Raw genomic sequence first — 14,674 nt, forward strand, 5'->3', positions numbered from 1 at the left:
GCAGTCAGCGACGTCTTGCCATGGTCCACATGGCCGATCGTCCCAATGTTGCAGTGCGGCTTGGTGCGCTCAAACTTCGCCTTGGCCATCGTGGTGTGTCCGTCGGATCTGGGGTGGGTGTGTTACCAGCGGTAGTGGCTGAAGGCCTTGTTGGCCTCGGCCATCCGGTGCGTGTCCTCGCGCTTCTTCACGGCCGCGCCGCGGTTGTTCACCGCGTCCATCAGCTCGGCCGAAAGGCGCTCTTCCATGGTGCTCTCGCCGCGCTTGCGCGCCGCCTCGATGAGCCAGCGGATCGCGAGCGCCTGGCGCCGCTCGGGCCGCACTTCCACGGGCACCTGATAGGTCGCGCCGCCGACACGGCGCGAGCGCACCTCGACCGCCGGCTTCACATTGTCCAGCGCCTCGTGGAACAGGCGCAGCGGGTCGCTGTTCGGACCGCCCTTTTTCTTGAGCGTGTCCATCGCGGCATAGACGATGCTCTCGGCCACGCTCTTCTTGCCGTCGTACATGAGCACGTTCATGAAACGGCTCAGCACCACGTCGCCGAACTTCGGATCGGGGAGGACTTCGCGCTTCTCCGCGCGGTGACGACGAGACATCTCTCAGCCCCTCACTTCGGCCGCTTGGCGCCGTAGAGCGAGCGCCGCTTGCGCCGCTTCGGCAGCCCCTGGGTGTCCAGCACGCCGCGCAGGATGTGGTAGCGCACGCCCGGCAGGTCCTTCACGCGGCCGCCGCGGATGAGCACCACCGAGTGCTCCTGCAGGTTGTGACCCTCGCCCGGGATGTAGCTCACCACCTCGAAGCCGTTGGTCAGGCGCACCTTCGCGACCTTGCGCAGCGCCGAGTTCGGCTTCTTCGGCGTGGTCGTGTAGACGCGGGTGCACACGCCGCGCTTCTGCGGGCAGCCCTGGAGGGCCGGCACCTTGTTCCGGCTCGAGCGCGGCTCCCGCCCGTGAGCGATGAGCTGGTTGATCGTCGGCATGACGCCCCTTCGTAAACCCGTTCACCCGTCCATTCGCCAAACGACACGCGGCCCGGCGGGCGCAAGGGAGCGCACCGACCGGGCCACCGCGTCCACTCCGGCCTCATGCGCCATCCAGGCGCGGCGTCCGGAGCAAGGCGTTTGAACCAACACGCCCGGTGCACCGCGAGGGTCCATCGGGCAAGGCGCGCGTCTTAGACCCGCCCCCCCGGTGAGTCAAGCGACGCCGGAGGGATTCGCCTGGGGAAGGCGCCGCGCGAGGCCCGCCCCAGCCGCATCCGCCCATGCCATGGCCGCAGGGCCATCGCCGGGCGGGTGCGGCCTCAGGCCTTCGGCTCGGGCAGCGCGGGCGCGGCCGCCGGCAGACGCCCGCTGTCGCGCTGCGCCGCGATCGCGCGCAGCCGGCTCATCACCGCGCCCGTACCGGCGGGGATCAGGCGGCCCACGATCACGTTCTCCTTGAGCCCGCCCAGCGTGTCCACCTTGCCGGCGGTCGCCGCCTCGGTCAGCACGCGGGTGGTCTCCTGGAAGGAGGCGGCCGAGATGAAGCTCTGCGTCTGCAGCGAGGCCTTGGTGATGCCCTGCAGCACCGGCTCGGCCCGCGCCGGCCGCTCGCCGAGCTTCAGGCGCTTCTCGTTCTCCGCCTCGAACTCGAAGCGGTCCACCTGCTCGCCGATCAGATAGGTGGTGTCGCCGGGCTCGACGATCTCCACCTTCTGCAGCATCTGGCGGACGATCACCTCGATGTGCTTGTCGTTGATCTTCACGCCCTGCAGCCGATACACGTCCTGGATCTCGTTCACGAGGTAGTTCGCGAGAGCCTCGACGCCCAGGACGCGCAGGATGTCGTGCGGCACGCGCGGCCCGTCCACCAGCGGGTCGCCCGCCTTGACGTAGTCGCCCTCCTGCACGGAGACGTGCTTGCCCTTGGGCACGAGGTATTCGCGCTCCACCGGCGGCTCGTCGCCGACCGGATCGGCCTTCACGATGATCCGGCGCTTGGCCTTGTAGTCCTTGCCGAACTCCACCCGGCCGTCGATCTCGCTGATGATCGCGGCGTCCTTGGGTCGGCGCGCCTCGAAGAGCTCGGCCACGCGCGGCAGGCCGCCCGTGATGTCGCGCGTCTTCGACGATTCGCGCGGCATGCGCGCGATCACGTCGCCCGCATGGACCGAGGCGCCGTTCTCCACGCCCACGATGGTGCCGGGCGTGAGGAAGTAGATCGCGTCCGAGCCGTTCTCGCGCTTGAGCACGTTGCCCTTCGCGTCGCGCAGGATGAGCCGCGGCCGGAGGTCCGCGGTCTTGCCGCCCTTGAACTCGATCACCTCCTTGTAGGAGAGCCCCGTCACCTCGTCGGTGCGCTCCATCTGGGTGATGCCGTCGATCAGGTCGGCCTGCTCCACCGTGCCGCCGATCTCGGTGATGATCGGCAGGGTGAAGGGATCCCACTCGGCCAGCTTCTGGCCGCGCGTCACCGCCTCGCCGTCCTTCACGAGCAGCTTCGCGCCATAGGGCACGCGGAAGCGCACGCGCTCGCGCCCGTTGGCGTCCACCAGCGCGACCTCGCAGTTGCGGCTCATCACGATGGGCGCGCCGGCGCTGTTCGTCACCACGCTGAGGTTGTGCAGCTTCGCCGAGGCCTCCACCGTCGCCTCGACGGAGGACTGCTCGGCGCCGCGCTGCGCCGCACCGCCGATGTGGAAGGTGCGCATGGTGAGCTGCGTGCCCGGCTCGCCGATGGACTGCGCGGCGATCACGCCCACCGCCTCGCCCATGTTCACCGGCGTGCCGCGCGCGAGGTCGCGCCCGTAGCACTTGCCGCAGACGCCCTGCTTGGAGTCGCAGGTCAGCACCGAGCGGATCTTCACCGACTCGACGCCCGATTTCTCGATTCGCTCGGCCGCCGCCTCTTCGATCAGCTCGTTGCGCGCGACGATGATCTCGCCCGTCGCCGGGTCGAGCACATCCTCCTGCGCGGTGCGGCCCAGCACCCGCTCGGAGAGCGAGGAGACCACATCTCCCCCGTCCATGATCGCGCGCACGTTGAGCCCGCGCTCGGTGCCGCAATCCTCCTCCATGATGATGCAGTCCTGCGCCACGTCCACGAGCCGGCGCGTGAGGTAGCCGGAGTTCGCGGTCTTGAGCGCCGTGTCGGCCAGGCCCTTGCGGGCGCCGTGCGTGGAGTTGAAGTACTCCAGCACGGTCAGCCCTTCCTTGAAGTTCGAGATGATGGGCTGCTCGATGATCTCGCCGGAGGGCTTCGCCATCAGCCCGCGCATGCCCGCGAGCTGGCGCATCTGCGCCGGCGAGCCGCGCGCGCCCGAGTGGCTCATCATCCAGACGGAGTTCGTGGGCTTGCCGATCTCCTGCTTCTGGATCTCCTTCATCATCGCCGCGGCCACGGCGTCCGTGCAGCGCGACCAGGCGTCCACCACCTTGTTGTAGCGCTCGCCCGAGGTGATGAGGCCGTCGAGATACTGCTGCTCGAACTCCTTCACCTCCTCCTTCGTCTTGGCGATCAGCCCCTCCTTCTCGGCGGGGATCACCATGTCGTCCTTGCCGAAGGAGATGCCGGCCTTGGCGGCGTGGCGGAAGCCGAGGCCCATGAGCCGGTCGGCGAAGATCACGCTCTCCTTCTGCCCGCAGTGGCGGTACACCGCGTCGATCACGTCGGAGATGGTCTTCTTCGTCAGCAGCCGGTTCACCAGGCTGTAGGGAAGGTTCGGGTGCTTGGGCAGCAGCGCGCCCAGCAGCATGCGCCCCGGCGTCGTCACCACGCGCTCCATCACCGTCCGCCCTTCGGCGTCCACGGTGGGCCGGCGGGTGATGATCTTCTGGTGCAGCGTCAGCGCGCCCACCGCCAGCGCGTGCTCAATCTCGCCGAGATCGGCGATGCGCGGCGCGTCCTTCTCCTCCGTCGCGCGGAACTCGGGCGTCTCGAGGCTGAGGTAGTAGATGCCGAGCACGATGTCCTGGCTCGGCACGATGATGGGCTTGCCGTTCGCCGGGCTCAGGATGTTGTTCGTGGACATCATCAGCACCCGCGCCTCGAGCTGCGCCTCGAGGCTGAGCGGCACGTGCACCGCCATCTGGTCGCCGTCGAAGTCGGCGTTGAAAGCGGTGCAGACCAGCGGATGGAGCTGGATCGCCTTGCCCTCGACCAGCACCGGCTCGAAGGCCTGGATGCCGAGGCGGTGCAGGGTGGGCGCGCGGTTCAGCAGCACCGGGTGCTCGCGGATCACCTCCTCGAGGATGTCCCACACCTCGGGACGCTCCTTCTCCACCATCCGCTTCGCCTGCTTGATGGTGGAGGCGTGCCCGTACTTCTCGAGCTTCGAGTAGATGAAGGGCTTGAACAGCTCGAGCGCCATCTTCTTGGGCAGCCCGCACTGGTGCAGCTTGAGCTCGGGACCGACGACGATGACCGAACGGCCCGAATAGTCCACGCGCTTGCCGAGAAGGTTCTGCCGGAACCGCCCCTGCTTGCCCTTCAGCATGTCGGAGAGCGACTTCAGCGGCCGCTTGTTCGCGCCCGTGATCGCCCTGCCGCGGCGGCCGTTGTCGAACAGCGCGTCCACCGCCTCCTGCAGCATGCGCTTCTCGTTGCGCACGATGATGTCGGGCGCGCGCAGCTCGATCAGCCGCTTCAGGCGGTTGTTGCGGTTGATGACGCGGCGGTAGAGGTCGTTGAGGTCGGAGGTCGCGAAACGGCCGCCATCCAGCGGCACCAGCGGGCGCAGCTCGGGCGGGATGACCGGGATGACGTCGAGGATCATCCACTCCGGCCGCGCGCCGCTCTCGGCGAAGGCCTCGATCAGCTTGAGGCGCTTCACCAGCTTCTTGCGCTTCGCCTCGGAGGTCGTCTCCTTCAGCTCCGCACGCAGCCGCGCGGCCTCCTTGGTGAGATCGAGCCCGTGCAGGATTTCCTTCACCGCCTCTGCGCCGATGCCGACGCGGAAGGCGTCCTCGCCGAACTCCTCCTGCTTCTGGTAGAGCTGGTCCTCGGTGATGAGCTGATGCAGCTTGAGGTCAGTGAGGCCCGGCTCCAGCACCACATAGCTCTCGAAGTAGAGAACCTTCTCGAGCTCCTTCAGGCTCATGTCCACCATGAGGCCGACGCGCGAGGGCAGCGACTTCAGGAACCAGATGTGCGCGACCGGCGCCGAGAGCTCGATATGGCCCATGCGCTCGCGCCGCACCTTGGCGAGCGTCACCTCCACGCCGCACTTCTCGCAGACGATGCCGCGGAACTTCATCCGCTTGTACTTGCCGCACAGGCACTCGTAGTCCTTGATCGGGCCGAAGATACGGGCGCAGAACAGCCCGTCCCGCTCCGGCTTGAAGGTGCGGTAGTTGATCGTCTCCGGCTTCTTGATCTCGCCATAGGACCAGGAGCGGATCTGCTCCGGAGAGGCGATCGAAATCCGGATCTGGTCGAAGGTCATCGCCTGGCCGGTCTGGCCCAGGATCTTCAGGAGCTCGTTCATGCCGCCTCGCTCGCTTCTGTGCGCGCCGCGCGTGAAAGGGGGCCGGCGGTGGCTCGACGCCTCCGCCGGAAATCGGCCGGTCAGGAGCCGCGATTCTCCAGGTCCACGTTCAGCCCAAGGGACTTCAGCTCCTTCACGAGCACGTTGAAGCTCTCGGGGATGCCGGCCTCGAAGCTGTCCTGGTCGCGCACGATGGCCTCATAGACCTTGGTGCGGCCCGACACGTCGTCGGACTTCACGGTGAGCATCTCCTGCAGCGTGTAGGCCGCGCCATAGGCCTCCAGCGCCCAGACCTCCATCTCGCCGAAGCGCTGGCCGCCGAACTGCGCCTTGCCGCCCAGCGGCTGCTGGGTGACGAGGCTGTAGGGGCCGATGGAGCGCGCGTGGATCTTGTCGTCCACCAGGTGGTGCAGCTTGAGCATGTAGATGTAGCCCACGGTCACCTTGCGCTCGAAGGGCTCGCCCGTGCGCCCGTCGATCAGCGTCACCTGCCCGGAGCTGTCGAGGCCCGCCTTCTCCAGCATCTTCTCGATGTCGGACATGCGCGCGCCGTCGAAGACGGGCGTGGCGATGGGGATGCCCTTCTTGAGGTTGTCGCAGAGTTCGATGAGCTGCTCCTCGCTCATCGGCGCGATCTCGCGCTCGAAGATTTCGTCCCCGTACACGTCGCGCAGCTTGGCGTGCAGCTCGTCCCGCACGGCCGAGGAGCGGCGGAAATCCTCCACCAGCTCGCCCACCTGCCGCCCGAGGTTCGCGCAGGCCCAGCCGAGATGCGTCTCGAGGATCTGCCCCACATTCATGCGCGAGGGCACGCCGAGCGGGTTCAGCACGATGTCCACCGGCGTGCCGTCCTCGAGGAAGGGCATGTCCTCGATGGGCACGACGCGCGAGACCACGCCCTTGTTCCCGTGGCGGCCGGCCATCTTGTCGCCGGGCTGCAGCTTGCGCTTCACGGCGACGAAGACCTTGACCATCTTCATCACGCCGGGCGGCAGCTCGTCGCCGCGCTGCAGCTTCTCGACCTTGCTCTCGAAGCGCTTCTGCAGCCGCTCCACCGCCGCGTCGAACTCGCGCTTCAGCGCCTCGATCTCGGCCATCGCGGCGTCGTCCTGCACGGCGATCTGCCGCCAGGTGGACTTGGCGAACTGGTCCAGCACCTCGTCGGTGATGACGGTGCCGGCCTTGATCCCCTTGAAGCCGCCCGAGGCCTTGCGGTTCAGCAGCCGCTCGCGCAGCCGCGAGTAGAAGCTGCGCTCCTGGATCGCCTTCTCGTCGTCGCGGTCCTTGGCGAGGCGCTCGATCTCGGCGCGCTCGATGGCCATGGCGCGCTCGTCCTTGTCCACGCCGCGGCGGCTGAAGACGCGCACGTCCACCACCGTGCCGGAGACGCCGGGCGGCAGGCGCAGCGAGGTGTCGCGCACGTCGGAGGCCTTCTCGCCGAAGATCGCGCGCAGCAGCTTCTCCTCGGGCGTCATCGGGCTCTCGCCCTTGGGGGTCACCTTGCCCACCAGGATGTCGCCCGGATGCACCTCGGCGCCGACATAGACGATGCCCGCCTCGTCGAGGTTGCGCAGCGCCTCCTCGCCGACATTGGGGATGTCGCGGCTGATCTCCTCCTGGCCGAGCTTGGTGTCGCGCGCCATCACCTCGAATTCCTCGATGTGGATGGAGGTGAACACGTCGTCGCGCGCGATGCGCTCGGAGATGAGGATGGAGTCCTCGAAGTTGTAGCCGTTCCAGGGCATGAAGGCGCAGAGCACGTTGCGCCCGAGCGCCAGCTCGCCGAGCTCCGTGCTCGGGCCGTCCGCGATGATCTCGCCCGCCGTCACGCGGTCGCCCACCTTCACGAGCGGGCGCTGGTTGATGCAGGTGCTCTGGTTGGAGCGCTGGAACTTCCGCAGCCGGTAGATGTCCACGCCCACCGTCTGCCCATCGGGCCCCGTCGCGCGCACCACGATGCGCGCGCCGTCGATCTGGTCCACGATGCCGTCGCGCCGGGCGGCGATGGCCGCGCCGCTGTCCTGCGCGACCGCCGCCTCCATGCCCGTGCCGACCAGCGGCGCGTCGCTCTTGATCAGCGGCACCGCCTGGCGCTGCATGTTCGAGCCCATCAGCGCGCGGTTCGCGTCGTCGTTCTCGAGGAAGGGGATCAGCGCGGCCGCGACGCTCACGAGCTGCTTGGGCGAGACGTCGATCGCCGTCACCTCCTCGGGCTTCACCAGCCGGAAATCGCCGCCCTGGCGCACGCTGACGAGTTCGGAGCGGAACTCGCCGGTGGCGGGGTCCACCTCCGCATCCGCCTGCGCGACGACGAGCTTCTCCTCCTCCATGGCGGAGAGGTAGCGCGGCTCGCCCACGATCTTGCCGTCCTTCACCAGCCGGTAGGGCGTCTCGATGAAGCCGTACTTGTTCACCCGCGCGAAGGTGGCGAGCGAGTTGATGAGGCCGATGTTGGGCCCCTCGGGCGTCTCGATCGGGCAGATGCGGCCGTAATGCGTCGGGTGCACGTCGCGCACCTCGAAGCCCGCCCGCTCGCGCGTCAGCCCGCCGGGCCCGAGCGCCGAGAGGCGGCGCTTGTGCGTCACCTCGGAGAGCGGGTTGGTCTGGTCCATGAACTGGCTGAGCTGGGAGGAGCCGAAGAACTCCCGCACCGCCGCCGCCGCGGGCTTCGCGTTGATCAGGTCGTGCGGCATCACGGTGTCGATGTCCACCGCGCCCATGCGCTCCTTGATCGCGCGGTCCATCCGCAGCAGGCCGACGCGGTACTGGTTCTCCATCAGCTCGCCCACCGAGCGCACGCGCCGGTTGCCGAGATTGTCGATGTCGTCGATGGAGCCGCGGCCGTCCTTGAGGTCCATCAGCACGCGCAGCGTGGCCACGATGTCCTGCTTGCGCAGGGTGCGCAGCGTGTCCGGCGCCTCCTCCAGCGAGAAGCCGAGGCGCATGTTCATCTTCACGCGCCCGACGGCGGAGAGGTCGTAGCGGTCGGGGTCGAAGAACAGCCCCTTGAACAGCGCCTCCGCGGTCTCGGGCGTCGGCGGCTCGCCCGGGCGCATGACCCGGTAGATGTCCATCAGCGCCTCGTCGCGGTTCGTGTTCTTGTCCACCGCGAGGGTGTTGCGGATCCAGGGGCCCACCGTCTGGTCGATGGCGAGCGTGGGCAGGCGCTCCACGCCCGCCTCCTCGATGGCGGAGAGCTTCGCCTCGGTCAGCTCCTCGCCCGCCTCGGCCCAGATCTCGCCGGTCTGCCAGTCCACCAGATCCTCGGCGACGAAGCGGCCGAGCAGGTCGGCGCGCCCGACCAGCACCTCCGTCGTGCCGGCCTCGGCGATCTTGCGCGCCTGGCGGGGCGTCAGCTTCACGTCCTTCTCGGCCACCACCTGGCCGGTCTTCGCATCCACCAGCGGCTCGAGCAGCTTCGCGCCCTTGAAGCTCTCGGGGTCGAAGGCGCGCGACCAGCCCTTGGCCGTGCGGTGGAACACCACCTGGCCGTAGAAGGCGTTGAGGATCTCCTCCGCGTCCATGCCGCGGATTTCGGCGGGATCCATCTCGAGGCCCTGCGCCGCGCGCTCGGCGCGCTTCGCCTCGGTGGCCGCGCTGTCGAGCGCCATCAGCAGCGTCGTCGCCGGCAGCTTGCGCTTGCGGTCGATGCGGACGTAGCAGATGTCCTTCGCGTCGAACTCGAAGTCGAGCCAGGAGCCGCGATAGGGGATCACCCGCGCGGCGAAGAGATACTTGCCCGAGCTGTGCGTCTTGCCCTTGTCGTGGTCGAAGAACACGCCGGGGCTGCGGTGCATCTGGCTGACGATGACGCGCTCGGTGCCGTTGATGATGAAGGTGCCGTTGTCCGTCATGAGCGGCATGTCGCCCATGTAGACATCCTGCTCCTTGATGTCGCGGACGGAGCGCGCGCCCGTCTCCTCGTCCAGGTCCCAGACGATGAGGCGCAGCTTCACCTTGAGCGGCGCGGCGTAGGTCAGGCCGCGCTGGATGCACTCCTCGACGTCGTATTTCGGCTCCTCCAGCTCGTACTGGACGAACTCGAGCCGGCCGCGACCCGCGAAGTCGTTGATCGGGAAGACGGATTTGAACACCTCCTGCAGGCCGGAGTGGGTGCGCCGGTCGGGCGGCACCTCCATCTGCAGGAAGTTGGCGTAGGAGGCGCGCTGCACGTCGATCAGGTTCGGCATGGGCGCGACCTCGGGCAGCCGCCCGAAGCTCTTGCGGATGCGCTTCTTCGCCGTGAACGACTTGCTGATGGCGTTCATGCCTGTCCCGCTTTCCCCATCTGCCGGAACCGGGCCCCAGGCCCGCCACCGGCTCACTCGACTGGCCCGGACGGCCCCTGCCACCCGCGACCGCACTCTCAGAAACGGCACGATGGGCGGCGACCGGACCCCCGATCCCCGCCCACCCTGAGCACGGAAAATCCCGAACCGGCCCGGCCACCACCCCGAAGGCGACGGCCAGGCCGGGGCGGGTTACTTGATCTCGACCTTGGCGCCGTTCTCTTCCAGCACCTTCTTGATCTTCTCCGCCTCTTCCTTCGAGACGTTCTCCTTCACCGTCTTGGGCGCGCCCTCGACGAGATCCTTGGCCTCCTTCAGGCCGAGGCCGGTGATGGTGCGGATCTCCTTGATCACGTTGATCTTCTTGTCGCCCGCATTGGCGAGGATCACCGTGAACTCGGTCTGCGCCTCGGCGGCGGGCGCAGCGGCGGCGGCGGCGGCCGGCGCGGCGGCAGCCACGGCCACCGGCGCGGCGGCGGAGACGCCCCACTTCTCCTCCAGCATCTTGGAGAGCTCGGCGGCCTCCAGGACGGTGAGCGCGGACAGCTCCTCGACGAGCTTAGCGAGATCGGCCATGTTCGTGTTCCTTCGATCTAATGGCTTGACTGTGGCTTGACAACCCCACCGGACCATTCCGGCGGGGGCTGATGACTCGGTGGCAGGCGGCGGCCCCTACGCGGCGTCCTTCTCCGCATAGGCCTTGAGCACCCGCGCCAACTGCCCCGCCGGGGCCTGCACGACCCCCGCGATGCGCGTCGCCGGGGTCTGGATGAGACCCACAAGCTGCGCGCGCAGCGTCTCGAGGGAGGGCAGCTCGGCCAGCGCCTTCACGCCATCGGCGTTCAGCGTCTGGGTGCCGAGCGCACCCCCCAGGATCACGAACTTGTCGTTCGTCTTGGCGAACTCCACGGCGGTCTTCGCCACCGCCACGGGATCCTTCGACCACGCGAGCGCGGTCGGGCCCTTGAGCAGCGGCGAGATGCCCTGGAAGCGGGTGCCGTCGAGGGCGCGCATGGCCAGCCGGTTCTTCGCGACCTTGTACGTCGCGCCCGCGCCCTTCATCTTGCGGCGCAGCTCGTCCACCGCCGCGACCGTCAGCCCCTTGTTCTGGGCGACGAGCACGAAGGACGTCTCACCGAAGACACCGGCCAGGGACTCGACGAACGCGCGCTTTTCCGTGCGGTCCAATTCACGTCTCCGTCGGTGGCCGGGGCCTGGTGGAGGGGCTCCGGCCGGTTCACACGGGGGCGTGCGGGACCATCCCGCCCGCCCCGTTCGCCTGTCGTTGCCGGAAAGCCAAGCCTCGATCGGCCGGGGCGGAGCCCCGGCGGCATCGCATCTCGGTTCCCCGTCTCATGCGGGCGGGCCGGGGCCCATTAAGCCCTCCCCGCGGGGAGGGCGCCTGCAATCTCCGACAGGAGCGGCCCGTGCCTCGCGGCCGGTGCCTACCCCCGCCTCGCGGCGGGGGATGGGCGCGCCCCGGCCTGGGCCGAGGCGGCAAACTCGTCAGGCGCCGCCGAGGGTGGCGACATCCACCTTCACGCCGGGGCCCATGGTGGAGCTCAGCGCCACCTTCTTCACATAGGTGCCCTTGGCGCCGGCCGGGCGGGCGCGCTGGATGGCCTCGACGAAGGCGCGGGCGTTGCCGAGCAGCTTCTCGGCGTCGAAGCTCGCCTTGCCGATGCCGGCGTGCACGATGCCCGCCTTCTCGGCCCGGAACTCCACCTGCCCGCCCTTGGCCGCCTGCACGGCGCCCTTCACGTCCATCGTCACGGTGCCGAGCTTCGGGTTCGGCATCAGGCCGCGCGGGCCCAGCACCTTACCGAGGCGGCCCACCAGCGCCATCATGTCCGGCGTGGCGATGCAGCGGTCGAACTCGATCTTGCCTTCCTGCACCAGCGCGGCGAGGTCGTCGGCGCCCACCACATCGGCGCCGGCGGCCTTGGCCTCCTCGGCCTTGGGCCCGCGGGCGAAGACGCCCACGCGCACCGTCTTGCCCGTGCCGTTGGGCAGCCCGACCATGCCGCGCACCATCTGGTCGGCGTGGCGCGGATCGATGCCGAGGTTCATCGAGATCTCGATGGTCTCGTCGAACTTGGCCGTCGCGTTGGCCTTGACGAGGCGGATCGCCTCCTCGAGCGGGTAGAGCTTCGCGCTGTCCACGGCCGCGGCCAGGGCCTTGCGGCGCTTCGTCAGCTTCGCCATGGCCTCAGCCCTCCACCACCGTCATGCCCATGGAACGGGCGGAACCGGCGAGCATGCGCACAGCGGCCTCCACCGTGTCGCAGTTCATGTCCTTCATCTTCACCTTGGCGATCTCGGCGAGCTGGGACTTCGTCACGCGGCCCACGCTGGCGCCCTTGCCCGGCGTGGTGCTGCCCTTCTCGATCTTCGCCGCCTTGAGCAGGAAATAGGTGTTGGGCGGCGTCTTGGTGACGAAGGAGAAGGTGCGGTCCGTGTAGGCGGTGATGACGACGGGCGTGGGCGTGCCCGGCTCCATCTGCTGCGTGGCCGCGTTGAACTCCTTCACGAACTGCATGATGTTCAGGCCGCGCTGACCGAGCGCCGGGCCCACCGGCGGCGAGGGGTTGGCCTTGCCCGCCGGGATCTGCAGCTTGATGTAGCCTGCGATCTTCTTCGCCATGAAAATCCAAGTCCTCTCAAACGGTCGAGAGACCCGCGGTGCCGGCGGGCGCCGGGCGGCGCCCTCCCGCGTTTCTCCACCCTCGGGGTGGCGCCCCGAAGGCTGAAGCGCGGCCTCTAGCCCCGAGGCGGCCGCCTGTCCATCCCCTGGCGTCGCGGCGCATCGCGCCCCCCGCTGGACGCATGGCTGGCGGCGGCCCCATCATCGGCCCGGTGAGCGCCCCGGCCCCGCAACGACTCCTTCTCGGCATCCTGTTCATGCTCACCGCGGGGCTGCTGTTTCCCGTCATGGGCGGCTTCGCCAAGCTGCTGGGGGCGGAGTATTCCTCCTTCCAGGTCTCCTGGGCGCGGGCCTTCGGGCACATCCTGTTCCCCTCGGCGCTGTTCATGCCGCGCATGGGGCTCGGGCTGTGGCGGTCGCGCCGGCCGGGGCTGCAGCTTGCGCGCTCCGCCATGCTGTTCACCTCCAACCTGTGCTTCTTCTACGCCATCACCTTCATCCCGCTGGCCAAGGCCGCCGCCATTTCGCTGGCCGCGCCGCTGATCGTCGCGGCGCTCGCCTGGCCCATGCTGGGCGAGCGCACCACCCGGGGGCGGGTGGTGGCGCTGCTGGTGGGCTTTCTCGGCGTGCTGGTCGTGATCCGGCCCGGCACGGCGCTGTTCCACTGGGCCTCGCTCTTCATCCTGGCGAGCGCCACGGCCTATGGCGTGTACCAGATCCTCACGCGCCGGATCGCGGCCAGCGACCCGCCCGAGACCTCCGCGCTCTGGTCGGCCTTCGTGGGCGGTTTCGGGATGTTCCTGGTGCTGCCCTTCGTGTGGGAGACGCCCGCCTCGCTGCGCGACCTCGGCCTGTTCCTGGGCGTGGGCGTGCTGGGCGCGACGGGGCATTACTGCGTGGCGCGCGCCTTCGGCTATGCGCCGGCCAACCTCGTCTCGCCCTTCCAGTATTTCCAGCTTCTGGGCTCGGTCGCGGTGGGCTATGTGCTGTTCAGCGAGTTCCCCGACAGCGTGACCTGGCTGGGGGCCGCGATCATCGTCGCCTCGGGGCTCTACATCGGCTGGAGCCAGGCGCGGCGGCGGGCGTGACCCCGCGCCGCCGGACGCATCAGAGCTTCTCGACCTGCCCGTATTCCAGCTCGACCGGGGTGGAGCGGCCGAAGATCGAAACGCTGACCTTGAGGCGGCCCTTCTCCTCGTCCACCTCCTCGACCGTGCCGTTGAAGCTGGTGAAGGGGCCGTCGGAGACGCGCACCTGCTCGCCCACCTCGAACACCACGGCCGGGCGGCGTGGCTTGTCCACCCCTTCCTGCACCGCGTTGACGATCCGCATCGCCTCCGCCTCGGTGATGGGCTGGGGCTTGTTGCGCGCGCCGAGAAAGCCGGTGACCTTGGGCGTGTCGCGCACCAGGTGCCAAGTCTCGTCGGTCATCTCCATCTTCACCAGCACATAGCCGGGGAAGAACTTGCGCTCCGTGTCCACCTTCTGGCCGCGGCGCACTTCCGTCACCTGCTCGGTGGGCACGAGGATGTCCTCGATCCGGTCCGCAAGGCCGGATTTCGCCGCCTGTTGCTTGATCTGCTCGGCGATCTTCTTCTCGAAGCCCGAATAGACGTGCACCACATACCAACGCTTCTCGGCCATCGGCCCGGACCTCGCTCGATTCTCAGAGACCGAACACCCAGCGCATGGCGAGCTGGATGATCTGGTCCACGATCAGGAAGAACAGGGCGGCGAGCGCGGACAGCGCCATGACGAGGCCCGTGGTCACGAGGGCCTCCTTGCGGGTGGGCCAGGTGACCTTCGCGGTCTCCTGCCGGACCTCGCGGATGAACTGGGCGGGATCGAGCTTGGCCAAGGGGATCTGTCCTGAAACGCTGCCGCAACGCGCGGCCCCTGAAAGCATGACGGCGGCCCGGGTGCAACGGGCCGCCACCATCATGCCGGGAAATGGCAGGGGTGGAGGGTCTCGAACCCCCAACCTCCGGTTTTGGAGACCGGCGCTCTAGCCAATTGAGCTACACCCCTTTTTTGCGGCGGCCGAAGAAAGCCGCCACACCAACCCTTTCTTCGGCCGCCAGGGCGCATCCTTGCGGATGCGCCGGGCGCCGCACCAACCCGTTCCTCTCGGCCACCCGCGCGCATTTTTCCGGATGCGCCAGGTGGCCGCAAGAGCGGCTTACTTCTGGATGCTGGCCACCACGCCGGCGCCGACGGTGCGGCCGCCCTCGCGGATGGCGAAGCGCAGACCCTCGTCCATCGCGATCGGCGC

General features: G+C 68.7%; 13 protein-coding genes and 1 tRNA gene. 1 reads left to right on the forward strand and 13 read right to left on the reverse strand.

Annotation, left to right across the window (positions count from 1 at the left end; genetic code table 11):
• From H596_RS24735 to rplK, 9 genes are all read right to left on the reverse strand, one after another.
• On the reverse strand, positions 1 to 89 hold an 89-nt coding region (locus tag H596_RS24735), incomplete at its 3' end, for a GTP-binding protein (RefSeq protein WP_245584062.1).
• 33 nt (positions 90 to 122) lie between these two features.
• A complete protein-coding gene (gene rpsG / locus H596_RS0117745) occupies positions 123 to 599 on the reverse strand; it encodes a 30S ribosomal protein S7 (RefSeq protein ID WP_027286017.1) in 477 nt (158 codons plus the stop codon).
• A gap of 11 nt (positions 600 to 610) precedes the next feature.
• Complete coding sequence (gene rpsL, locus H596_RS0117750) at positions 611 to 982, reverse strand: 30S ribosomal protein S12 (protein WP_027286018.1); 372 nt, start codon at positions 980 to 982, stop codon at positions 611 to 613.
• Between the two features lie 323 nt (positions 983 to 1,305).
• On the reverse strand, positions 1,306 to 5,469 hold the full coding sequence (gene rpoC, locus H596_RS0117755; protein ID WP_027286019.1) for a DNA-directed RNA polymerase subunit beta': 4,164 nt from the start codon (positions 5,467 to 5,469) through the stop codon (positions 1,306 to 1,308).
• A gap of 80 nt (positions 5,470 to 5,549) precedes the next feature.
• Positions 5,550 to 9,737 carry a DNA-directed RNA polymerase subunit beta gene (gene rpoB / locus H596_RS0117760; protein WP_027286020.1) on the reverse strand — a complete coding sequence of 1,396 codons (4,188 nt, stop codon included), beginning with the start codon at positions 9,735 to 9,737 and terminating at the stop codon, positions 5,550 to 5,552.
• Positions 9,738 to 9,950: 213 nt separating this feature from the next.
• The gene (gene rplL, locus H596_RS0117765; RefSeq protein WP_027286021.1) at positions 9,951 to 10,334 is read right to left on the reverse strand and encodes a 50S ribosomal protein L7/L12; all 384 of its coding nucleotides are present in this window, start codon (positions 10,332 to 10,334) and stop codon (positions 9,951 to 9,953) included.
• Between the two features lie 96 nt (positions 10,335 to 10,430).
• Positions 10,431 to 10,946: a 50S ribosomal protein L10 gene (gene rplJ / locus H596_RS0117770; RefSeq protein ID WP_027286022.1), complete on the reverse strand. Its 516-nt coding sequence runs from the start codon at positions 10,944 to 10,946 to the stop codon at positions 10,431 to 10,433.
• A 318-nt stretch (positions 10,947 to 11,264) separates the two neighbouring features.
• The gene (rplA, locus tag H596_RS0117775) at positions 11,265 to 11,963 is read right to left on the reverse strand and encodes a 50S ribosomal protein L1 (RefSeq protein ID WP_027286023.1); all 699 of its coding nucleotides are present in this window, start codon (positions 11,961 to 11,963) and stop codon (positions 11,265 to 11,267) included.
• A 4-nt stretch (positions 11,964 to 11,967) separates the two neighbouring features.
• Positions 11,968 to 12,402, reverse strand: coding sequence for a 50S ribosomal protein L11 (gene rplK / locus H596_RS0117780; RefSeq protein ID WP_027286024.1), 435 nt, complete (start codon positions 12,400 to 12,402; stop codon positions 11,968 to 11,970).
• A 212-nt stretch (positions 12,403 to 12,614) separates the two neighbouring features.
• On the opposite strand from rplK, the gene H596_RS0117785 reads away from it, so the two are divergent.
• Complete coding sequence (locus tag H596_RS0117785) at positions 12,615 to 13,490, forward strand: DMT family transporter (RefSeq protein ID WP_027286025.1); 876 nt, start codon at positions 12,615 to 12,617, stop codon at positions 13,488 to 13,490.
• Between the two features lie 19 nt (positions 13,491 to 13,509).
• Here the strand turns inward: H596_RS0117785 and nusG are convergent, their stop codons facing one another.
• From nusG to H596_RS24900, 4 genes are all read right to left on the reverse strand, one after another.
• On the reverse strand, positions 13,510 to 14,046 hold the full coding sequence (gene nusG / locus H596_RS0117790) for a transcription termination/antitermination protein NusG (protein WP_027286026.1): 537 nt from the start codon (positions 14,044 to 14,046) through the stop codon (positions 13,510 to 13,512).
• Positions 14,047 to 14,068: 22 nt separating this feature from the next.
• The gene (secE, locus tag H596_RS0117795; protein ID WP_027286027.1) at positions 14,069 to 14,260 is read right to left on the reverse strand and encodes a preprotein translocase subunit SecE; all 192 of its coding nucleotides are present in this window, start codon (positions 14,258 to 14,260) and stop codon (positions 14,069 to 14,071) included.
• Between the two features lie 93 nt (positions 14,261 to 14,353).
• Positions 14,354 to 14,430 (reverse strand) — tRNA-Trp (locus H596_RS0117800).
• A gap of 151 nt (positions 14,431 to 14,581) precedes the next feature.
• The coding region (locus tag H596_RS24900; RefSeq protein ID WP_156910181.1) for an EF-Tu C-terminal domain-related protein at positions 14,582 to 14,674 on the reverse strand (93 nt) is incomplete at its 5' end.

The organism is Rubritepida flocculans DSM 14296, assembly GCF_000425365.1.
GTDB classification, from domain to species: domain Bacteria; phylum Pseudomonadota; class Alphaproteobacteria; order Acetobacterales; family Acetobacteraceae; genus Roseococcus; species Roseococcus flocculans.